This window comes from Vibrio sp. 1CM2L, assembly GCF_023161695.1.
Classification (GTDB): Bacteria; Pseudomonadota; Gammaproteobacteria; order Enterobacterales; family Vibrionaceae; genus Vibrio; species Vibrio coralliirubri.
This window is the reverse complement of sequence record NZ_JALNTT010000001.1, coordinates 16594-38434: the sequence shown is the minus strand read 5'-3', so window position 1 is coordinate 38434 and position 21841 is coordinate 16594. Positions and strand designations below refer to the sequence as shown.

The following is a 21841-nucleotide window of genomic DNA, read 5'->3' as shown; positions in this document are numbered from 1 at the left end:
ACCTTTTTGAGGTTGTTTAATGCGGTTTCAGGTGCTTGCCGTTAGTAGCTATTGGATCATTAACGGGTGACGCTGATTTAGTGGGTGTGGGTTAATTGCTCAAATTTCTTACGTAGTTTTATCAACGTGTCATTCCAACTCTGTGTTGCCTTGCTCTCTACGAATAAAAAGTCGAGCTTACCTCCGACTCAATCGGCAACTCAAATAACGATAAATCGCATGACCACACCAGTTAAATGCGAAAGCTACGAAGGAGCTGTTTTGAAAGATTTCAATAAGCCATATATATGTGGACTAATTACGCTTGCCTTACTCGGCTGTCAGTCTGAAGACTCGACTCAAGATCCCGTTTCGGTATTGGTTCCCTACAACATTAATGAACTACCAAAACCAAACGATGGGTATGGGTATGACGACGATGGAACAATATCCGGTGTCGGTGAAGACGTTGCCGCAATGTCATCGACCAATGATGCTTATTATCAGGACTACAACAATTCATACGCAGCCTTAGACGGTTGGGGACTTTGTGCAGAACCGATTTTAATTCCTCTACAAAGTGTTAATTCGGACAAACGTTATCCACTCAATAACGAAACCTTAGCCGGGAATGTTGTATTAATTGATGACGTAACAGGTGAGGAAGTTGGTACTCAAATATCCGCTGATGGTTCCAATATTAAAATTCAATGTGAATCAGGCTTAGTAGAGAATCGTACTTATTCGCTTGTAGTAACGGATGGGGTAAAAACTGAATTTAATGAACCGTTAAAAGCAGACACTAGTTTTGATGAATTGATTTATTCAGAGGTTCCATTAAATAGCGAAAAAGAAGAAGTTCTTCAAGAGCAAGTATTGAGCGCTATTGATTCATATTATGCGTTATATCCAGATAACGGTATTCCTGTATATGCAGCTCAATTTAAAACTCAGAGCGCTTATTCCCCTCTGGATGCGATGAGAAGAAGCCATTTATTGTATGGAAGTTCTTTCTCTAGTGCACTTCCTGAACTTAAAGAGGAAAAACGCGGGTACAACCTATATACAAAAGTGCTCAAAATTCCGTCTTACTTACCTTTTACAAAAGAGAGGGAGGCGGAATGTATCGTTGATGAGTTTGATCCGAAAGAAAATTGCCCGCCACTTTATGAATGGATCACCAACACTGACGGTGGTTTCCCTACGGCTGGTAACCCGATCCCCCAAATAACTGAAGAACTCGAGATCACAGCAGACATATACGTACCAAAGAGCTTTAGCTGGGTTATACCTAAACAACTGCCTACAGCCATCTTTATACATGGTGTTACAGCCGAGCGAGGCACTGCTTCTTTAATGGCTGCAGAATATACGGATAAAGGCTATGCCGTGGTTGCGATTGACATGCCATATCACGGGGAACGCATGCGTTATGACTCAAGTCCTGAACATGTAGAAATAAGCGCTAGAGCAAACAAAGCGTTCTTCATCAATATTGATTCCCCTTTAGCACTTCGTTCTAACCTCCAGCAGTCTGTTTCAGATTTTCTGGGTCTACGCTATGCGTTGAGCCAAGAAGCTTGGGTGAAAAAAGATAACGTTCATTTAATTGGACAATCGCTGGGTGGAATTATGTCGGTAATGGTGAGTGAGTTTAGCCAAGCTAGTCCTGACTTTCACTCTAATTCTAACTTTGCATTTAATACAGTGAACTTTGTTGTTCCGGGGCAGGGGCTAACTAACCTAGTTCTGTCTTCTCAAACCTTAGGCCCTGAAATGTCTGAAGGTGTTAAGAAGTCTCCTGATGTTCAGCGCGGTATTGCTGAAACGGTGATACCAGATACATGTACAACAGAAGCAACGAATAAACAATGTATTGAAGCACTTAGAGAGTTTGTCGAACTTTCATCTGATAACGCGCTACTTGTTAGTCAGTTAGAGAATGACATCTTCGATTTAGTTGTGACAGACCTTAAACAAGGGGTCCAAGCCACAATTGATAGTGCAGACCCTGCTAGCTTTATCTCTCGCCAAGTCGCTGCTGAGCAACCAACTCTTTTGTTAGCTGCCGTTGGAGATTGCGGGGAGACTTGTGACGTTGGTGTTGATTACGTCCCAGATAGCGTAATTCCGAATACCGCGCCAGATAACATTCGTACTGGTACTGAACCACTGATTACTGCGCTTGGCTTAGACCCAATAACAGGTACCTCAGAAAATATTAATGAAAAGCGTGGAGCCGTGAGAACAACTACCGGCGGACATGGTACGTATTTGTTCCCGTACGAAGGCCCTGTTGATGAAGATGGACTGCCGGGTATGCCAGGTGAAAACATGTCTGATGTACTTGAAGCTGTGGGCACTCAACAAATTGCTGTTGCTTCAATGGTAATGAGTGACGGTGCAGTAGTCGTCATTAATAACGAAGATCATATCGAAACAGAGGTGCCTCAAGATGAAGAATAAACTTTTATTGGGCACTGCCGCTGCTCTTGTCCCTTGCCTGACTAATGCGGCTGGCTTTCAACTTAACGCGCAGTCAGCTACGGGGTTAGGTCGTGCATTTGCCGGTGATGCAGTGATGGCAGATAGCGCTGCGATTGTTGCTAAGAACAGTGCTGCGATGGCTTACATCGAGCAACCAACACTCTCTGTCGGCGCTATCTATATCGATAGTGATATCGATGTCTCTAATGTGAGCTACACGCCGATGAGAGGCGATACAGAAACATTCGATGATCAATCTCTAGATGCCGGAACATTAGTTCCGAACCTTCACTATGTTCATCCTATTCAAGGCTCTAAATTTACCTTAGGTGCCACCGTGCATTCTAACTTCGGTACCGATGTGGAGTTTGATGATTCGTTCGAAGCGGATGAGTTTGGTGGGAAAACAGCGTTATCGAGTATTAATGTAGGTTTTGCGGTTGCCTATGAGCTGTCTGAGAAAATCAATTTAGGTGCTGGACTCGATGTCATCTACGGGGAAGGCGAAATTCACAGGAAAAACCTTCTAGATGTTGATGCCGATGGCTTCGGTTTGGGGGCTAACGTTGGGGCGACTTACCAAGTCAACGAACATAACAAGTTTGGTATTACTTATCGATATAGTCCGGATATAGAAGTTGAAGGGGATATTACGAAAGGCGGTGTCTCTGCCGATAAGATGAATGTACCTCTACCAGACACTCTAGAGTTTTCCGGTTGGCACCAGCTCAACGAACAGTGGGCTTTTCACTACAGCCTGCAGTGGGTGAACTGGTCTGAATTTGATTCGCTAACATCTGACTCTTATGACGACTCAATTAAAGAGTATCAATGGAAAGACGCAGGGCATGTTTCTGTCGGTGGTACGTACACCATGTCCAAAGACATCGTTCTGCGAGCGGGTTACATGTACGACATTTCCCCAACTGACGAACTCACGTCGTTATCTATTCCTGACGTTAATCGTCATTGGCTTACGGTCGGAGGGACATATAACTTAACGGCTGCCAGTTCTGTGGATATTGGTGTCGGTTTTATCATCGGAGAATCACAAGATATTGACGAAAGCCTGACGACGATCCCAGAAACGAGTTCCAATATAACTGCTGATGTGACCGCCGATGCTCTCTTGCTCGGTGTTCAGTATCAGCATCGTTTTTAACTTTTACTTTGGAGTTCAGAACGTAAAAATTTAGGAATCATATAAAAATTGCAGGGCTCGACAGTGAGTTGAGCCCTTTTCTCATTATTAGCTGTTTTAGCATTATTTAAATAGCTGGAAGCTCATTAAGTAAGAAATAGCTGCTTAGAAAAACGTTTTAATTCAGACGAATTCAACGGTTATGGTTATTAAAAATGAAATTTACAAAGCTTAGTAAAACAATCTGTTTGGCACTGTTTGCCTTACATATCTCTCCATCGTTTGCTCAAGACTCAAACTTGATTCCTGTGACTATCGAAAAAGCTCACAAACAAGCATTCACTTCTTCAATCAACGAGGTTGGCAAAATCAGGGCAACGGACTCTGCTGCATTGACATTTAGTGCCTCCGACAAAATTCTCAACATCCATTTCAAAGATGGAGATTCAGTAAAAAAAGGCGAACTGATCGCTCAACTGGATAATACCAAAGCGAAAGCCGATTTAGACAAAGCAAGAAGCTCTCTAGCGTTAGCAAAGTCGAAATTAAAGCGAGTACAAGAATTACTAAAGAAACAGCCTGACTCTATGTCCCAACAAGATGTGGAAGAACTGGGAGAACAGGCGAACCTAGCCGCAGCTGATTTCCGTCAGAAAGAAGCGCTGATGAATGACTATTTATTGGTCGCGCCATTTGATGGGCAGCTAACTAATTTCACCCACTCAGTGGGCAGTAAGATTGATAGCGCAACTGCGTTGGTGAGCTTAATCAAACTCGATCCTGTTGAAGTTCAGTATTCCATTGGCCAGTCGGACTTAGGCAACGCAAAGCTTGGCCAGAATGTTTCCATCCAAGTTGATGCATTTGTCGATGAAGCGTTTTCTGGCGTGGTGGATTACATTGCGCCAGCGGTGGACGAAAGCTCAGGCCGTGTAGAAGTACACGCGCACGTGACTAATCCAGAACATCGCTTAGTTCCGGGTATGTTTGCCAAAGTAAGTCAGATGACCAGCGAAGATTCAACGCAGATGGTGGTTTCTCAAAACTCCGTTCAAGCAAAAGATGCAGAGCGTTTTGTTTGGGTCGTGAATGGCGAAAAAATCGAGCAACGTATTGTCGAATTAGGCGTGAATACTAACGATGGTTACGTTGTGGTAGAGAAAGGCTTGAAACTTGGCGATAACGTCGTTGTCACGGGACAACAGAACCTTAAGAAAGCGTCGTTAGTTAAGGTCATGAACCCAAATGCTGAACAGAAAACCGTTGAGCTAATCACGGAACCGACAAGCAAAGAGAAAACTCAACAGACCGCTGAGCCTAAAGTAGAAAAGACCGTAACACAGGTGGACGAAGCACATCCAATTGAACCTTCAGTTGATTGGACGGAAGCATCGAAAGGTGTAGATGAAGCGATCAACGAAAACAGCGAGCAAGCAGAGACTAGCGCGACTGTTGAGGATTCATCGAGCGAAGCTCAAAGCAAGGAAACTCACAGCAAGGAAACATTAAGCAAGGAAGCTGGAACGAAGGAGAATCTGAATGAAGCTTCCTGAGATATGTATCAAGCACCCTGTGTTTGCCTCAGTTCTGAGTATCACCATTGTTTTACTTGGGCTTTTGTCGTTTCAAAAGCTATCAATCCAATACTTTCCAGAACATAAAACACCGTCAGCAACGGTAACGGCTGCGATCAATGGCGCTAGTGCTGAGTTTATGTCGCGCAATGTGGCAGATAAGCTCATTACCGCTGCAACGGGCCTCGACAGCGTGAAAACCATGACGACCGACTGTCAGGAAGGCACGTGTAATCTAAAAATCATCTTTGAAGATGACATCAATGACGTCGAATACACTAGCTTGATGAACAACCTGCGCAGCAGCGTCGAAGCGATTGGTGATTTCCCGCCGAGCATGACGGATAAGCCAACGGTCACGGATGACTCTTCTGACACCAGTATGCCGAGTAACATCATCACGTTTGTGAATACTGGCAAGATGTCTAAGCAAGACATGTACGACTACATTAGTCAGCAAGTCGTGCCTCAATTTAAGCACATCCAAGGTGTGGGTGGTATTTGGGGACCGTATGGTGGCAGCGAGAAGGCGGTGCGTGTTTGGTTGCAACCGGATCGCATGATGGCGCTCAATATGAGTGCATCCGATGTTGTTGGAACATTGAGCTCATACAATGCAACGTTTACCGCAGGTACCATCAAGGGGCAGGTGCGAGATTTCTCTATCAACCCAGTAAACCAAGTAACCAGCGTTGATGATGTACGAGACTTAGTGGTTCGTGTTGATAACGGCAAGATCATTCGTATAGGTGATATTGCTGAAGTCAAAATGGGTGAGGAGAGCCTTACGCCGAGTATTCTTCGTGTTGATGACAACCTAGCAATGTCGATTCAGGTGTTGCCACTGAAAAGTGAAAACCCAGTCACAGTTGCGAATAAAGTTAAGAAACAAATTGATCTGATTCAGCCTCAGTTGCCAGAAGGCATTGAGATGAAGATGGTCTACAACCAAGCGGATTTCATTAAAACCGCAATAGATGAAGGCTTCATGACTTTAGTTGAAGCGATAGTTTTGGTTTCAGCGGTTGTGGTTCTGTTCCTTGGCTCTTTTCGAGTTGCTTCAATTCCAATCATCACCATTCCTGTGTGCGTAATAGGCGTATTTGCCGTCATGCATTTACTTGGATTTAGCATCAACGTACTGACGATTCTGGCTATCATTCTCGCCATTGGTTTGGTGGTTGATGATGCGATTGTTGTGGCTGAAAACTGTTACCGTCATATCGAAGAGGGTGAAACGCCGTTCAATGCTGCAATTAAAGGGTGTCGAGAGATTGTCTTCCCAGTGATTGCGATGACGCTGACTTTGGCGGTTGTTTACTTACCAATTGGCTTGATGGCTGGCTTAACCGCCGATCTATTCAGGCAGTTCGCGTTCACACTTGCTGCGGCGGTGATCATCTCTGGATTTGTGGCGTTAACGCTCTCACCAATGATGAGTGCTTACTTAATGAAGCCAGTATCAACCCCGGCGAAGTGGTATCAAAAAGTTGATGCGAAACTGAATGTGTTATCGGATTTATACACCAAAGAGTTAGGCAAATGGTTTGATCGTAAGGCTCTGATGAGTGGTATTGCTTTAGTGCTGATCGCTTTATCGGCCTTAGCGGTTTGGAAAATGCCTCAAGTGTTGCTTCCAACAGAAGATACCGGTTTTGTTGAGGTGACTTCTACGCCACCAACAGGTGTTGGTCGTCAGTATCATCTAGATAACAACGAGCAACTTAACAGTGTGTTCAAAGGTGATAGCTCAGTAGAAGCTAACTTGTCTTACATCGAAGGCACACCGACCAATCACGTTCTATTGAAACCATGGGGCGAACGTGACCAGTCAGCGGATGAATTGGTAAACGAGTTTATCGCTAAGGCACAAAGTTCAGTCTCTGCTTACGGCATGTCTTTCAAGGTTCGCTCAGCAGATAACTTGAACATCGCTACCAACATGATCCTTGAACTGACCACAGTTAACCGTGATACCACTGTGCTGTCTGAAACCGCGAGCGAAGTCGTTAAGGCGCTTGAAGATTACGAGGGCGTGACCAACATTAAGAACTCAATGTTGCGTGACCAATTACGTTACGACTTGTCGATTGATCGCAATGCGATTGTATTGTCTGGTGTTGATTACGGTAACGTAACCAATGCGTTATCGACATTCCTTGGTTCTGTTAAAGCCGCAGATTTGCAAGCGGACGACGGTTATACATACCCAATTCAAGTTCAAGTGAACCGAAATGACCTTGGTGATTTCAAGGTGCTCGATAAGCTGTATGTGGATTCACAGTCGGGTCAGAGGCTTCCTTTGTCTCAGTTTGTATCCATCAAACAAGTGACATCGGAATCTAACTTCAAGACGTTCATGGGTAAAGACAGCGCTGAAATTACCGCGGACTTGATGCCCGGATATACGGCGAGCGACGTAAAGGCATACATTGATGACACGGTACCAAACCTGTTGAAACCTGCTCAGAGCTACGAGTTTAATGGCATAGTTAAAGACCTAGTTGATTCAACCGCGGGCGCACAAGTGCTGTTCGTATTGGCGTTGATTTTTATCTTCTTGATCTTGGCGGCGCAGTTTGAAAGCTTTGTCGACCCGATGATCATCTTGCTGACGGTTCCACTGTGTATTGTGGGCGCGATATTGACGCTTTCGGTATTTGGTCAAAGCCTCAATATTTACTCCAAGATAGGATTGCTGACACTGGTTGGTCTCGTGACCAAACACGGTATTTTGCTGGTGGAGTTTGCCAACGAGAAGCGCAAATCTGGCGCTAGTGCCAAAGAAGCGGCGACCAGCAGTGCACGTTCAAGGTTACGTCCAATCTTGATGACCTCACTGACGATGATCCTCGGTTCATTGCCATTGGCATTGGCGGACGGCCCGGGTTCATTAGGTCGAATCAATATTGGTTTGGTATTAGTCGGCGGTTTGACAGCCGGAACCTTCTTTTCATTGTTCTTAGTGCCAGTGGCTTACGTTGGCATGGCGAATCTAAAACAGATGGATATATTGACTCGGTTGAGAACGAAACCCGCATAACTCGCCATATAGATTGACCAGTCAATTGAAGTGAAAACTAAAACGCGCCTACCATGAACCATGGTAGGCGCGTTTTGTATTTATTATCTCAATTGCCTAGAACGGAGCAAAATTGTCATGTACCACTGTTGGTACTGTCCAGCGTTGATGCGCATCTATAGGCTCTAGTACCGAGTTGTGGTGTGGTATTTGTCCACGGTCGCCATACAACCACAATACCAAGTTTGAACGTTCACCACTTGTTATCGGCAGCGCCGCATGGGCAACGTTTCCTCGATGAATCATAGCGACACCGGGCGTGAATGTCGTTTCGTTCATCTTACCCGTAGCAGGGTCATAAAAGTTAAGTTCTGAGCCTGAAAACTCTTCATCTGGCATATTTACGTTAATGTTGAGCGTGACCGAAGACGCATCAGTATGCAGGCGTAAAGACGTATCTTTGTTCGCTTGATACTGAATCGAGAACCCAAAAGTTTGCGTGTCGTAACCCATGATTTCAGGGAACAATAAGCGAGCGATAGGGCGCATGTAACTGTCGAGTAAATCTCGGTAAAACGCTTGGAAACTTGGCGCGGCTAAATACCCTTCAGATCGGCTGTCTAACATTGCTCCACCGCGGTTAAGCACTATACCATATGGTGGGCGCAGCGGGATTTGAGCGTTAGAGACCGCTTCCAAGTAATCACGCAACTCAGCGAGACGTTCAGCATCAAAGAACTGAAACTTAAACACCCCAGGAGAGATCTCTTCGAGTAAATCTTTTACCGCGATTTCTTTCGTTGGATCTTGCCAAGCTTCTCTAACAGCGTCACGAAGGCGGGCATCTAACAGCGAATCATCGAAATCCAATTGGCTGCCTTCCGCACTTGTTTCCCATTCTTTCCAGGCTTCGCTGAACAAGCCCTTATTGTTGTCCCAAAACTGTTGTACAGAAGGAGCTCGTTGAAGCATCGCTTCTCGTGTCGGTAAATCGATGGCGCGTGCGCGCTCTAGTTGATTAGATAACATAATGTGTTCGCTCCTTTTGTTTGCTTGCGAACAATCTATTACACCAAGGTTTGTAGATAAACGGGGTGCTGGGCAAAACAGAATTAACCTTTTCTATATAATCAAATAGCGGCTTAGCGGTTCTGCTTAAGTAAATAAGCGTCAGGAATAGTTAGTGACGAACAAATTACGGAGTGATGGAGAAGCTTAGACGATCATGCAAATCCTTTTGCATGTTCGATGGGGGAAGCGTTATTTAGAAATCGTAGTTTAGATTCATTGAGCTGTAGATTTCGGCGTTACTTTGGTCTGATGCGACAGTAGTGTTGTAGATGTATTCGGTATCAAAAGTTAGCGCCAAATTGCCCATTAAGATGTTCTTTAGATAGCCTTTAAGGTTGTAATTGGTGTTCTCTTCACCGTAAGCCATGTTAGCCGTTGCCCCCATAGAAAACGTTTCTGTTAGGGTTAATGATCCATCAATATTGGCATTGACGATCAGTTCATAGTTCTCTTTGTTTGGAAACTCTTCATCAGAAGACTGTCGCTTACTGATTCGGTAACCCGGACCGGCAGATCCTTGGAGTTTGATTCTTTCTGTATCATAAAAGTGGCGACCCAACCCTGTAGCCGTTATGAATTGCTTACGATAAGTACCAAAGTGGTCGTGTTCAAAACGTGTTGTGGCGACCAAATAGGTGACTTCGTTCAAGTCATAGCTGATGCCATAGTTGGTGGTATAGCGATTGGTGCCGTCTTCGTCGTTTTCTGCATCGGTATAGTAGGTATCAAACTGAACTCGTTGGCCCCAGTTCTCTTTTTTGTATCCAACAGAGATTCCAGAATTGATCGACAAAGATGAGCTGGTGTTTTGTGAGTAGATAAAACCGAGCTTGGTCAGGGTCGTAAAAGGAGATTCTTCAGCTTCTTCTTTTAACTCAGAACCTTCGCTTAACACGACTTCATCCTCGAGTACCACTTCCTCAACCTCTTCTCCAGCCTCTTTTCCAAATATGGGCATAGAGAAAGCGATGAGAAATAGAGGCAGCTTTGTTAGATAACGTGTGTATGAAGCTAGGCTGGTTAATGGGCGCGTTGTTTGTGAGGTAGCGTAGGTCGACATAATGGTTAGGTATATAAGTGATTGAACACGACGAACGCAAGGCTAGTCGTGAAGAGTCGTCAATGATTGAATCGAAAATGCGAGTGAGTTATGACGCCATAGGCAAAGGCGAAAAAATCGTTTTGATCGCAGAGAATCCGTTACCTCGATGAGGATTGAAATCTTCAATGTGGACAAAGAATTCAAGTATCTCAGAGGGTTTATCGTCTTCGATTAACAAGAATTCGAGTAGCCCTTGTTCGACATGGCATGAAACGATGGTTTCGCTCGACTGATCAGCTGAAATCTGTTCAACATTGATCACAACGCTCGTCTCGGGTAACACATTGAAAGCATCTTGCGCGCACTTAAGAATACAGCTGCAGACATACTCTCGATATAAGGTATTGCTTTCCGAAAGAGACATCGTTTCAAGCTTCACTTCGCCTTGGCACAATACCTTTTTTTCTTTAGGGATCACGTTATGCTTATTGACCTGAATATTGACCTCCAGCAGGTGACCATTCTTATAGGTATTGAAGTTATGGTTAATCAGCTTAGTGTCGACTACCGCGGCGTTAATCGGGTTCTGTTGAGCTTCGGAAAGGGCTGATAGTTTTGCTTCACTATCGTTGTTTAAAATACCTTTCGATAATTGATTGCCCTTGGCCCAGTAGCTGTAGTTTTGAACCCAATGCACAAACTCTGTCTTGTATTGCTCGATGTCTTGTTCGGCGGCACGCTCTATATTGTTGGTGAGGGTATAGAGCTTCGACTTGTTTCCTAGCAGCATATCTAGCCAGTTAGGCTTGTACTCATCGAGTGCTTCCATTGCTTTGACTTTATGATCGAATCGAACCGTTGGCATTGTCGGTGCAGGTTCCATCGCAATCGACTCCCAATTCATTTTTGGGGTCGGAATGGTATGCACGGATTGGATTAAGTGGAGGTGCTGATTGAATAAGCTCACTTCACTTACAGCGTCCTCAAGTTGTTTGGTATTCATCTACATTCCTGTCGACTGTTGTTCTTGTAATTTGGCGCTTAGTTTATGGTCAAAGCGCGCGAACAGTATTTAAATGAATGTGAATGATCTTTCGTGAGGTTGCTTGATATTGATTTAGGAATATTTTGGAGAGAAAGTTGGGTTTACTATTGAGATAACAGCATAGAAACACAGAGAGCAAGGCGCTCTCTGTGTTGGTCATTTTGCTACTATCGAAACTTGCTGATGAGCATTATCTCTGGCGTCTTGCGACCAAAGTAAATCGGTAATCGTTAGACGTGAAGTAGTTGCGGCTGTATTCAAACACCGTGTTATTGGCGAGGTAACCGCGAGTACGTTTTTCAATGATAGGCTGAGCTGGGTCAATACCTAACTGTTTAGCAACGTCTTCAGGTGGAAGAATCGGCACCAGTTCTTGCTCACTTCGATCAATCACCATGCCTTTGGTGTTCTCAATAAAGTCGTATTTTGATGTCTGCATCACTTGATAGGTGAGATCTGGGAATAGGGCAACAGGTAACCAAGTTTCTTCAACCGTGATTGGATTGTTGTCTATGAAACGAACACGTTTTACGTAGAAAACCAATTCGCCTTCTTTGATATCTAAATGTTCAGACATCGCCAAAGAACACGGCTTCATTTCAAAGGCCAGAACTTCACTGTGTGTAACCACATCCAAATGCGCCCACTTTTCTTGAAAGCTCGACTGTTTGTAGATGTCGTAATTGATCTTGTTCTCTTTGACGTAAGTGCCGCTGCCTTGAACGCTTTCAAGCTCATCGTTTTCGATCAGTAGTTTCAGCGCTTGTCTAACCGTTACACGACTGACCGAGAATACTTCACGCAATTGCGCTTCTGTTGGGAGTGCTTCTCCAACTTTATATTCTCCAGAACTGATCTTTTCTCTTATTGCATCGGCGATTTGGCGATACATAGGGAGTCTTGCCATTTTTGCCTCATTTGTGCGCTAGGACAACTAGACTTTGATTAAGAACCTGTACCTTAAATACGTAAATTTGCTCTATATAAGCCTTGCTTTAAAGGTTAGTGTGAGCATCGTATCGGCGTTTTGTAGTACATATAATACAAATTAAACGATACATAACAAGCTTTCTTAAAGGATTTACCAATACGATTTAAATACAAATTAAATACAAATATGTATTGGTGAGATCGTGATCACGGATTAAATGTCTTGAAGTTGTATTATTCTTCTCGTCGGCAGGGACGACTGTCGTACTAATCCGTGACTATGGGACAAAGGTTATGAAACTTACTACTCTAACGAATAAGTCGCTCGTAAATCTGCAAACTACGTTTAGCAGTCGAGAAGAAGCGATTTACGCACTTGCTGACCAACTGGATCAGCAAGGCAAACTGCATAACAAGCAAGAGTATCTTGATGCAGTATTTGCTCGTGAAGAGCAAGGCCCGACAGCGCTTGGTGAAGGCCTAGCAGTACCGCATGGCAAGACTGACGCGGTTAAAGAAGCTGGCTTCGCTGTAGCAACGCTTAAAGAAGACATGAAATGGAAAGGCTTGGATGAAGACGAAGATGTAAATCTTATCTTCCTAATTGCGATTCCAAATGCAGAAGCGGGTTCTACCCACATGCATCTGCTCACTGCATTGACAACTACATTGGTTGATGACGATGTTCGCGAAGCGGTATTAAAAGCGACAACCGCTGAAGAAATCTTTGCGCTTCTTGATGGCGACAATCAACAAGAAGAAAAACAAGACAACTTAGATACAAATGCGCCGACAATTGTATGTGTTACTGCTTGCCCTGCTGGCATTGCTCATACCTATATGGCGGCAGAATATCTTGAAAAGGCGGGAAAAAAGCTTGGCTATAACGTGCATGTTGAAAAACAGGGCGCAAACGGTATTGAAGATCGCTTAACGGCTGAGCAATTAAACAATGCAGTGGCTTGTGTATTTGCTGCTGAAGTTGCGATTAAAGAATCTGAGCGCTTTAACGGCATTCCTCGTGTAGAAACGCCAGTTGCAGAACCGATTAAACACGGTGAACGCATTTTAAACGAAGCGATCGAAGAGTCGAAAAAAGGCAACGGTGCAGAGCGTAAAGTAGCTACTGATGATAAACCGAAGAAACTGCCGTTGAAAACTGAGCTTAAACAAGCACTGCTTTCTGGTATTTCTTACGCGGTTCCTCTTATCGTTGCTGGTGGTACTGTTCTTGCGGTTGCTGTTCTTATCGCGCAAATTTTTGACCTGCAAGAGCTCTACGCAACAAAAGATTCTTGGCTATGGATGTATCGCAAACTAGGTGGCGGCCTACTGGGTACATTGATGGTGCCAGTACTGGCAGCTTACACAGCTTACTCATTAGCAGATAAACCGGCACTTGGTCCTGGTTTTGCCGCAGGTATTGCAGCAAACATCATTGGCTCTGGTTTCCTAGGCGGTGTTGTTGGTGGTTTGATTGCTGGTTACGTGATGCGTTGGGTAAAAGAGCATGTTCGCTTAGGCCCTGCGTTTAACGGCTTCCTTACTTTCTACCTTTATCCGGTGATCGGTACTTTAGTGGCAGGTAGCTTGATGCTATTTGTTATAGGTAAACCTGTAGCGTTCCTAAACCAAGGTCTAACGGACTGGTTGAACGGTATGTCAGGCACCAATGCGCTGTTATTGGGTGCGATTCTTGGTCTGTTTGTATCATTCGATTTAGGTGGTCCGGTAAACAAAGCCGCTTACGCATTCTGTTTAGGTGCAATGGCGAACGGTGTTTATGGCCCATACGCAATCTTTGGTTCAGTAAAAATGGTATCAGCGTTCACCGTAACGGCTTCAACCATGATCGCTCCACGCCTATTTAAAGACTTTGAGATTGAAACCGGTAAATCTACATGGCTACTTGGCCTAGCGGGTATTACCGAAGGCGCAATACCAATGGCGATTGAAGATCCAATCCGTGTAATCGGCTCATTCTTACTAGGATCAGTGGTTACAGGTGCGATGGTTGGCGCGGCAGGTATTGGTCTATCAACTCCGGGTGCAGGTATTTTCTCTATCTTCTTGTTACACGATTCAGGTTTAGGCGCATTCTCTGCTGCTGCAATCTGGTTCGGTGCTGCGATTGTCGGCACAGTGATTTCAACTGTTACTCTTCTGATGTGGCGTGGTCATGCTGTAAAAAAGGGTAAGTTTGAAGCAAGTACTGCAACACAGAACTAACTGAATTTTGAGTTAGCTCCTAACTCACTGCGAAATCAATATATAAAAAATAACAAACAACTGGCTGTCCTAAATACCTGTGCTCCTAACGGTTTTATTCACACAGATTCTGGGCGTGGTTTTCTGCACCCTAAATTTAGTGGCAGCCAATTTTAACCCCTTGAAAAACTTTAATTTAGTCGTATTTGGGTTCGAACTTTAGTTTTACTCGAAGCGACACATTTAGGTAAATGATTATGACTACATCACGCGTACATATTACTCCACACATGCACTGGGATCGTGAATGGTATTTCACAACAGAAGAGTCTCGCATTCTTCTTGTGAACAACATGGAAGAAATCATGAACCGTCTGGAGAGTGATCCAGAATACAAATACTACGTTCTAGATGGTCAAACCGCTGTTCTAGAAGACTACTTTGCGATCAAACCAGAGAACACAGAACGCGTAAAAGCATTGGTTGAAGCGGGCAAGCTTATTATTGGCCCTTGGTATTCTCAAACCGACACAATGCAAGTTTCTGGTGAGTCGATTGTGCGTAACATGATGTATGGCATTCGTGACTGTATGAAATTTGGCGATGCAATGAAGATCGGTTACCTACCAGATTCATTCAGCATGAGCTCACAGCTGCCGATGATCTACAACGGTTTCGACATCACGCGTGCAATGTTCTGGCGTGGTTGTTCAGAGCGTCATGGCACGAATAAAACAGAATTCTTATGGCAGTCTAATGACGGCAGTGAAGTGACTGCACAAGTGCTTCCACTGGGTTACGCGATTGGTAAATACCTTCCGCAAGATGAAGAAGGTCTACGCGCTCGTTTAGATAAGTACTTCCCAGTGCTAGAAAAACCATCGGTAACGAAAGACATCCTATTACCGAACGGCCACGATCAAATGCCGATTCAGAAAGACATCTTTGAAGTAATGGACAAACTTCGCGAAATCTACCCAGATCGCGAATTCTCAATGAGTCGCTTTGAAGAAGTGTTCGAAAAAGTAGAAGCGGCACGCGACCAACTCGACACAATCAAAGGCGAATTCAACGACGGCAAATACATGCGTGTTCACCGTACGATTTCTTCTACGCGTATGGACATCAAACTGATCCATGCAGAAATTGAAAACAAGATTGTAAATATCTTAGAACCGCTAGCATCTATCGCTTGGACATTAGGCTTTGAATACCACCACGGTTTGATTGAGAAAATGTGGAAAGAGAGCATGAAGAACCACGCTCATGACTCGATTGGTTGCTGCTGTTCAGACAAGGTTCACGCTGAGATCCTAAACCGCTACATCCTTGCGGACGACATGGCGACCAACCTGATTCACTTCTACAAGCGTAAGATTGTTGATCACATGCCAGATCGCGAAGGTTGCGACAAACTAGCAATGTTCAACCTTTCTCCGTACGAGCGTGAAGAAGTGGTTAACACGACTATTACTATCCGTGCACAAGAGTTCTCTATCTTTGATGAAAACGAAAACCCTGTTGAGTACTTCATCCAAGACAAGCGCCAAATTGACCCAGGTAAAGTAGACCGCCAAATCGTTCACTACGGTAACTACGACCCGTTCATGGAGTTTGATATTCAAATCAAACGCACTGTTCCAGCTATGGGCTTCACCACGTTACATATCCAAGGTAACGAGAAGGGCGCTGTAAAAGTTGCAGAACAAAAAGACTACTTGCTAGAGAACGAGTACTACCGAATCAATGTAAACGACAATGGTACTCTGACTATTTTCGATAAAGAGACAGAGCAAGTATTCGACCAAGTCCTTCGTTTAGAAGACGGTTCTGATGACGGCGATGAGTACGATTACTCACCATCTCGTCAAGAATGGTTGCTGTACTCAGATGAATTTCCAGTGGAAACATCGATTGATCACCAAGGCTTCCAATCGGTAGCGAACATCGCTTTCCGCATGAACGTGCCTGCAAACCTAACAGAGCGTGAAGAACGCACGGGTCAAAATGGGTTCGTTGAAGCGCAATGCCAAGTGGTATTGAAGCAAGGTTCTCGCCGCATCGAAGTACGCATGGAACTAGACAACCAAGCCGACGACCATCGTGTACGTGTGCTAGTACCAACGCCATTCGTTTCTGAAACTGTGGTTGCAGATAACCAGTTCGGTTGTATTACTCGACCAACCAATGACCCAGCAATGGCGGTTTGGGAAGAAGAGAAGTGGAAAGAAGCACCGGTTCCGGTTTATCAACTGATGAACTTCGCTGCGTTAGAAAACGGTAACGCGGGCATCGCAATCATGTCGAATGGTCTACGTGAATTTGAAGTGATTGCATCTCAAGGTGACGAAAACCGAGATACCTTCGCACTGACACTATTCCGCGGTATCGGCGTGTTAGGTAAAGAAGAGCTATTGCTTCGTCCGGGTCGTCCTTCAGGTATCAAGATCCCGACACCAGATTCACAAGTGCGCGGCAAGTTAGTGTGTGAATTCACGCTGTGTGGATTCTCTGGTAACCACATTGACGCGAACATCATGGCGCAAGCACGTGACAATGTCACTCAAATCGAATGCTACAACAAGATCCCTTACAACGCGATGAAGCTGAATGTGGGTGAGCAAAACCTACCAATGAGCTTTAGCCTTCTGTCTAAGCAACAATCAGGAGCGGTACTGAGTGTACTGAAGAAAGCGGAAGACGAAGATGCACTGATCATGCGTGTCTACAACCCGGCAGAAACAGGTTCAGTGTCAGATTCAATCTCCTTCACTCAAAACGTTTCAAGCTGGAAAGAAACAAGTATGGATGAGCGTGTACGCGAAGGTGATGTAGCAACTGAAACCTTTGGTGACTTGTCTTTTGGTGAATTGGCATCTTGCCAAGCGAAAACATTCCAAATCAAATTCTAATTTCAATCACCCGCTCACCTTGGTGGGCGGGAATGGTGAACGACAATGAAAATTGTAATTGCCCCCGATTCATTTAAAGAATCACTCGACGCTCACCAAGTTGCGTCTTGTATTGAGCGTGGATTTGCTGACGTTTTTCCTCACGCAGAGTTTGTGAAAATGCCACTCGCCGATGGCGGTGAAGGGACAGTAGACGTGTTGCTAGAAGCGCTCAATGGTAAGACGCAAGGGCTGCAAACGACGGATCCAATCGGTCGCGAATGTAAGGCTTATTGGGCTTCACTTGTACAACAGGTTGATAGCAAAAGCGTAAACACTGCCTTGGTAGAGTTTGCCCAAGCGTCGGGTTTAGACCGATTAACCGTAGAAGAAAGATCACCTCTTACAGCATCATCTTACGGAACAGGGTTGCTGATGAGAGATGCGCTAGATAAAGGCGTGGAACAAATCATTATCGGCTTGGGCGGTAGTGCGACCAATGACGCGGGTGCTGGCATCTTACAGGCGTTGGGAGGCAAGCTATTAGACAAGCAAGGCAACGAGCTATCTGGTGGCGGTGCTGCACTAAGTCAATTAGCAAGTATCGATCTTGATGGACTGCACCCGAGATGCAACGAAGTGACGTTCGTTGTCGCATGTGATGTGAATAATCCTCTATGTGGTGAAAACGGAGCCAGTGCCGTGTTTGGTCCGCAGAAGGGATCATCAAAAGTTCAAGTTGAACAACTTGATACTGCGATCGGTCACTTTGCCGATATCGCTCAAACACATACGGGTACCAATCATCGCGACACAGCTGGTTTTGGTGCTGCTGGTGGCACACCTCTGGGGTTAAGTCTTGCATTCAATATCCAAATTAAAGCGGGTATTGAGATGGTATTAGATGCTTTGGATGCAGATAAGGTTCTTGAAGGTGCTTCACTGGTCGTGACCGGAGAGGGACAGATGGATAACCAAACCCTGCAAGGTAAAACACCTTTCGGCATCGCTCAGCGAGCTCAAAAGTTGAGTATTCCAACCATTGGAATTGCGGGCTCTTTGGGGCAAGACGTTGAAAAGCTTTACGGTTCAATGTCTAGCTTATTTGGAACCGTACGTTCACCTCAGTCTTTAGATCAAGTTTTATCAGAAGCGAATCAAAACCTGACTCGCACTGCCCGTAATATCGCCGCCACGCTCAAGCTTGGCAGCCAGATTTTTAATGAGAAGTAATTATGTCTCTATTTAAACTCGACAACGTTATTCAAAACTACGCATGGGGAAGCAAAGACTCCATCAACCAACTGTTTGGTATTGTGAACCCAAACCAAGAACCGCAAGCAGAAATTTGGATGGGTGCTCATCCTAATGGTTGCTCAAAAGTAGGTGATACCGGTGAGTCGCTTTCTCACATGATTGATGAAAACAAAATCGATGTCTTAGGCGGGTACACGGCGGCACGTTTTGGTGAATTACCTTTCCTGTTTAAGGTGTTGGCCGCTGAAACACCATTATCAATTCAGGTTCACCCGAACAAGCGAAAATCAGAATTAGGTTTTGAGCGAGAGAATGCACTTGGCATCCCTTTGAATGCGTCTAATCGTAACTACAAAGATCCAAATCATAAACCTGAGTTGGTTTATGCGTTGACCTTTTACAAAGCGATGAATGGCTTTCGTCCAATCGTAGATATTATTGCTTTGTTCGAAGAAGCGGATATTCCTTCGTTAGCGATTGAACTTAATGTACTAAAAGCCAATGCCGACAGTGATTCTCTAAAGTCTTTCTTTAGCGCAATTATGTCTCTTGAAGGTGACCGCAAAGCGTCTGCGCTTAATGAACTTTATGCTGCACATGCGCGACCAGCAAAAACGGTCATGGGACGTGAAGCTTTGCAATACAGCATTGAATTCAAACAGCACTATCCGGGTGATATTGGTTTGTTCGCCCCATTGATGCTCAACACGGTTGAATTGGCGCCGGGTGAAGCGATGTTCCTGTTCGCAGAAACCCCACATGCTTATGTTCAGGGCACAGGCTTGGAGATCATGGCAAACTCAGACAATGTGCTGCGTGCAGGTCTCACACCCAAATATATCGATGTCCCTGAGCTTATCGACAACACGATCTTTGAGCCGATTAAGCCAGAAGATATTCGTCTTAAGCCTGTATTGAAAGAGGGCAATATGAGCTATCCGATTCCGGTGGATGACTTTGGCTTTGATATCTTATCTGCGACTGATGAGAGCAAGTCACAGTATTTACGTAGCGCGGAGATATTGTTCTGTGTGGAAGGAGAGGCGACCATCACCTCAGAAGGTCGTACAGTTTCTCTTAAGCCCGGAGAATCGGTCTTTGTAAGTAGTAATTCAAGTGTTTACCAATATCAAGGGAATGGCATTTTGGCTCGTGCTTTTAACTAGTGCCCCCGTGCTAGCGATCAGCAAAAGAAATGTCAGAGTGCCACTGTAAAGTGGTACTCAATATTGGATTGATGGTTGTTACCTATCTGTCTTTGACAGTCATGATTATTGACCATACCCGCTACTCTGGCGGGTTTTTTCATTGTTAGAATGAGCAAATATAAGCCTGTTGAAAAGACAAACCCTGCGATCAGAGCAGGGTTTTTATTGAATCAGTACTGAGTGACTGGTTAAGCAATGTGCGTCATTTTATTAAGCACAAAGGTTTCAATACAACCTTCAGTAGCAGCCATGTAGTCAGCGATGTGTTGGCTCGCTAAGTGTTTCTCTAGATGAGCTTCAGACTCCCAGTTCTCATGAAAAACGAAGTGAGCAGGGTTACTGTTATCTTGGTGCAGATCATAGTTAATACAGCCGTCTTCAACACGGGTTTTATCGATCAATTTAATCATCTCAGCCTTTACAAGCTCAGTTTTGTCTTCTTTAGAGACGATCGTTGCAATAATAGTCAGTTTGCTCATTTTCAATTCCTCGGCTTTAAACTCGATAAGTCCAAGTAATATAAGTATAAATTCAGACTGATGAAAGAGTTCTAAAATCCAATAACTATGGTTCTTAGCATCCACAATTCTAACTCGAGAGCATAAAGCCAAGGGCAAGCGGTTAAGCTTATTAAAAAAGCCCTCATAGCAATATGAGGGCTTTTGAATAAGAATCAAACTGTGTTGTTATTGGGGTGTTAAGCGTACTGTTTTACCTTAAGCGTATTGCTCAACCGTCATTGCCCAATTTTTCTTCTGCTGTTCAAAGTTCATCTTGATTTGTTGATAACGAACCTTAAGAACAGAGTGTTCGTACTTCTTCACAACGTCTTCGCGCTTGCTTTCAAGTAGCTGCTTTTTAACTTCGTAATACTCGTTCATGTTTGATACTAGAGCATCAAACTCTTGTTGAAGCTTCTCCGCGATTTGTTGCTTGTCGGCACGATGCATGATTTTTTGCTGGGTGCGTTTAAGTAACATTGACGCTTCGGCTTTCTCAATACGAGCTTGAGGGGTTTTCTTAAGCTTACTTGCCAGTCCCATCAACGAAGCACTCTTGATCAACCACTTTGTTGGATCGTATTGCCACCAGTAGATGCCGTTACGGTAGTCGTTCTCAAAGATGTGGTGGAAGTTATGGTAGCCTTCGCCAAAAGTTAAAACCGCTAACACACCGTTATCACGCGCCGTGTTTTTATCGGTAAAAGGTTGACTACCCCAGATATGAGCAAGAGAGTTAATGAAGAATGTTGTGTGGTGGTTAAGTACCAAACGAACCGCGCCTACGATTAACAACATGCCAAGTACATCACCGTAAATAACACCTAAAGCGATAGGAACACCGAAATTCATTAGTAATGCTAACAGAACATAGTGCTTGTGCTGCCACATAACAATCTTATCTTTTTTAAGGTCACGGCAGTTTTCGTAGTTTTCGTACATTGAGGTGCTGTAATTACGAATCATCCAGCCAATGTGTGAGTACCAAAATCCACGTTTTGCAGAGTATGGGTCTTTGTCGTTGTTATCGACATGCTTGTGGTGAACACGGTGATCAGAAGACCAGTGTAGCGCGCTGTTCTGCAGGGCAAATGCACCACCTAATGCAAACAGGAATCTTAGGCTTGAATGCGCTTCAAACGCTTTATGTGACCATAAGCGGTGATAACCTGTCGTGATTGAAAGGTTACAGAACGTAAAGCAGATTGCTAGCCATATCCAGTGCTCCATGCCATAGCCAAAAAAGTAGCCATAAACGGGAGCCGCTACAACAGCAAGCAGCATACTAAAAGAGAACACAAAAATATTGAGCCAGATTAATGGCGGCTTTTTTGTAGATTGTTTGTCGGCACTATTCATTAGCAAATTTCCATTGGGCTTACATCTGTGCGCTAGAATATCAGCGTACACGTGTAAGTCAATATTGAAAGTGTAAACGTGTATTAGTATGTTTTGCTTAAATATTGTATAAAGGTAGTGTGAAATG

General features: G+C 44.3%; 14 protein-coding genes. 8 read left to right on the top strand and 6 right to left on the bottom strand.

All coding sequences use genetic code 11. From position 1 onward, the window contains the following. The first annotated feature begins 219 nt into the window (after positions 1–219). The 4 genes from MSG34_RS00150 (at position 220) to MSG34_RS00135 (ending at position 8224) form a co-directional block, all read left to right on the top strand. Entirely contained in the window at positions 220–2445 is a 2226-nt protein-coding gene (locus tag MSG34_RS00150; protein ID WP_248335932.1) for a lipase, read from the top strand. Continuing rightward, positions 2435–3628 carry an outer membrane protein transport protein gene (locus MSG34_RS00145; protein ID WP_248335931.1) on the top strand — a complete coding sequence of 398 codons (1194 nt, stop codon included), beginning with the start codon at positions 2435–2437 and terminating at the stop codon, positions 3626–3628. The genes MSG34_RS00150 and MSG34_RS00145 overlap by 11 nt, the downstream gene beginning before the upstream one ends. Before the next feature lie 194 nt (positions 3629–3822). Beyond that, positions 3823–5160: an efflux RND transporter periplasmic adaptor subunit gene (locus MSG34_RS00140; RefSeq protein ID WP_248335930.1), complete on the top strand. Its 1338-nt coding sequence runs from the start codon at positions 3823–3825 to the stop codon at positions 5158–5160. After that, a complete protein-coding gene (locus tag MSG34_RS00135; protein ID WP_248335929.1) occupies positions 5147–8224 on the top strand; it encodes an efflux RND transporter permease subunit in 3078 nt (1025 codons plus the stop codon). Before MSG34_RS00140 ends, MSG34_RS00135 begins: the two co-directional genes overlap by 14 nt. A 96-nt stretch (positions 8225–8320) precedes the next feature. On the opposite strand, the gene MSG34_RS00130 is transcribed toward MSG34_RS00135, so the two are convergent. From MSG34_RS00130 to MSG34_RS00115, 4 genes are all read right to left on the bottom strand, one after another. Continuing rightward, positions 8321–9232 carry a 2OG-Fe(II) oxygenase gene (locus MSG34_RS00130; RefSeq protein ID WP_248335928.1) on the bottom strand — a complete coding sequence of 304 codons (912 nt, stop codon included), beginning with the start codon at positions 9230–9232 and terminating at the stop codon, positions 8321–8323. 235 nt (positions 9233–9467) lie between these two features. Then, positions 9468–10232 carry a DUF481 domain-containing protein gene (locus tag MSG34_RS00125; protein WP_248336492.1) on the bottom strand — a complete coding sequence of 255 codons (765 nt, stop codon included), beginning with the start codon at positions 10230–10232 and terminating at the stop codon, positions 9468–9470. 190 nt (positions 10233–10422) lie between these two features. Next, positions 10423–11319: a hypothetical protein gene (locus MSG34_RS00120; protein ID WP_248335927.1), complete on the bottom strand. Its 897-nt coding sequence runs from the start codon at positions 11317–11319 to the stop codon at positions 10423–10425. A gap of 232 nt (positions 11320–11551) precedes the next feature. After that, on the bottom strand, positions 11552–12268 hold the full coding sequence (locus MSG34_RS00115; RefSeq protein ID WP_009845448.1) for a GntR family transcriptional regulator: 717 nt from the start codon (positions 12266–12268) through the stop codon (positions 11552–11554). A 317-nt stretch (positions 12269–12585) separates the two neighbouring features. Between MSG34_RS00115 and mngA the strand changes: the two genes are divergently transcribed. From mngA to manA, 4 genes are all read left to right on the top strand, one after another. Beyond that, positions 12586–14520, top strand: a complete 1935-nt coding sequence (mngA, locus tag MSG34_RS00110) for a PTS 2-O-a-mannosyl-D-glycerate transporter subunit IIABC (protein ID WP_054545553.1) — start codon at positions 12586–12588, stop codon at positions 14518–14520. A gap of 236 nt (positions 14521–14756) precedes the next feature. After that, complete coding sequence (gene mngB / locus MSG34_RS00105) at positions 14757–17411, top strand: mannosylglycerate hydrolase (RefSeq protein ID WP_248335926.1); 2655 nt, start codon at positions 14757–14759, stop codon at positions 17409–17411. 45 nt (positions 17412–17456) lie between these two features. Next, positions 17457–18623, top strand: a complete 1167-nt coding sequence (locus tag MSG34_RS00100) for a glycerate kinase (protein ID WP_248335925.1) — start codon at positions 17457–17459, stop codon at positions 18621–18623. Positions 18624–18625: 2 nt separating this feature from the next. Continuing rightward, the gene (gene manA, locus MSG34_RS00095; RefSeq protein WP_248335924.1) at positions 18626–19813 is read left to right on the top strand and encodes a mannose-6-phosphate isomerase, class I; all 1188 of its coding nucleotides are present in this window, start codon (positions 18626–18628) and stop codon (positions 19811–19813) included. Positions 19814–20043: 230 nt separating this feature from the next. Here manA and MSG34_RS00090 read toward each other — a convergent pair whose 3' ends face one another. Beyond that, positions 20044–20334 (bottom strand): putative quinol monooxygenase, encoded by a 291-nt coding sequence (locus tag MSG34_RS00090; protein ID WP_048615323.1) that lies wholly within the window; start codon positions 20332–20334, stop codon positions 20044–20046. A 237-nt stretch (positions 20335–20571) separates the two neighbouring features. Next, positions 20572–21714, bottom strand: coding sequence for a fatty acid desaturase (locus MSG34_RS00085; RefSeq protein WP_050620701.1), 1143 nt, complete (start codon positions 21712–21714; stop codon positions 20572–20574). Positions 21715–21841: the final 127 nt, after the last annotated feature.

Bases quoted from the DNA above. Each gene is read 5' to 3' on its own strand.
- MSG34_RS00150 (WP_248335932.1), top strand. From the start codon at position 220: ATGACCACACCAGTTAAATGCGAAAGCTACGAAGGAGCTGTTTTGAAA.
- MSG34_RS00145 (WP_248335931.1), top strand. From the start codon at position 2,435: ATGAAGAATAAACTTTTATTGGGCACTGCCGCTGCTCTTGTCCCTTGC.
- MSG34_RS00140 (WP_248335930.1), top strand. From the start codon at position 3,823: ATGAAATTTACAAAGCTTAGTAAAACAATCTGTTTGGCACTGTTTGCC.
- MSG34_RS00135 (WP_248335929.1), top strand. From the start codon at position 5,147: ATGAAGCTTCCTGAGATATGTATCAAGCACCCTGTGTTTGCCTCAGTT.
- MSG34_RS00130 (WP_248335928.1), bottom strand. From the start codon at position 9,232: ATGTTATCTAATCAACTAGAGCGCGCACGCGCCATCGATTTACCGACA.
- MSG34_RS00125 (WP_248336492.1), bottom strand. From the start codon at position 10,232: ATGCCCATATTTGGAAAAGAGGCTGGAGAAGAGGTTGAGGAAGTGGTA.
- MSG34_RS00120 (WP_248335927.1), bottom strand. From the start codon at position 11,319: ATGAATACCAAACAACTTGAGGACGCTGTAAGTGAAGTGAGCTTATTC.
- MSG34_RS00115 (WP_009845448.1), bottom strand. From the start codon at position 12,268: ATGGCAAGACTCCCTATGTATCGCCAAATCGCCGATGCAATAAGAGAA.
- mngA (WP_054545553.1), top strand. From the start codon at position 12,586: ATGAAACTTACTACTCTAACGAATAAGTCGCTCGTAAATCTGCAAACT.
- mngB (WP_248335926.1), top strand. From the start codon at position 14,757: ATGACTACATCACGCGTACATATTACTCCACACATGCACTGGGATCGT.
- MSG34_RS00100 (WP_248335925.1), top strand. From the start codon at position 17,457: ATGAAAATTGTAATTGCCCCCGATTCATTTAAAGAATCACTCGACGCT.
- manA (WP_248335924.1), top strand. From the start codon at position 18,626: ATGTCTCTATTTAAACTCGACAACGTTATTCAAAACTACGCATGGGGA.
- MSG34_RS00090 (WP_048615323.1), bottom strand. From the start codon at position 20,334: ATGAGCAAACTGACTATTATTGCAACGATCGTCTCTAAAGAAGACAAA.
- MSG34_RS00085 (WP_050620701.1), bottom strand. From the start codon at position 21,714: ATGAATAGTGCCGACAAACAATCTACAAAAAAGCCGCCATTAATCTGG.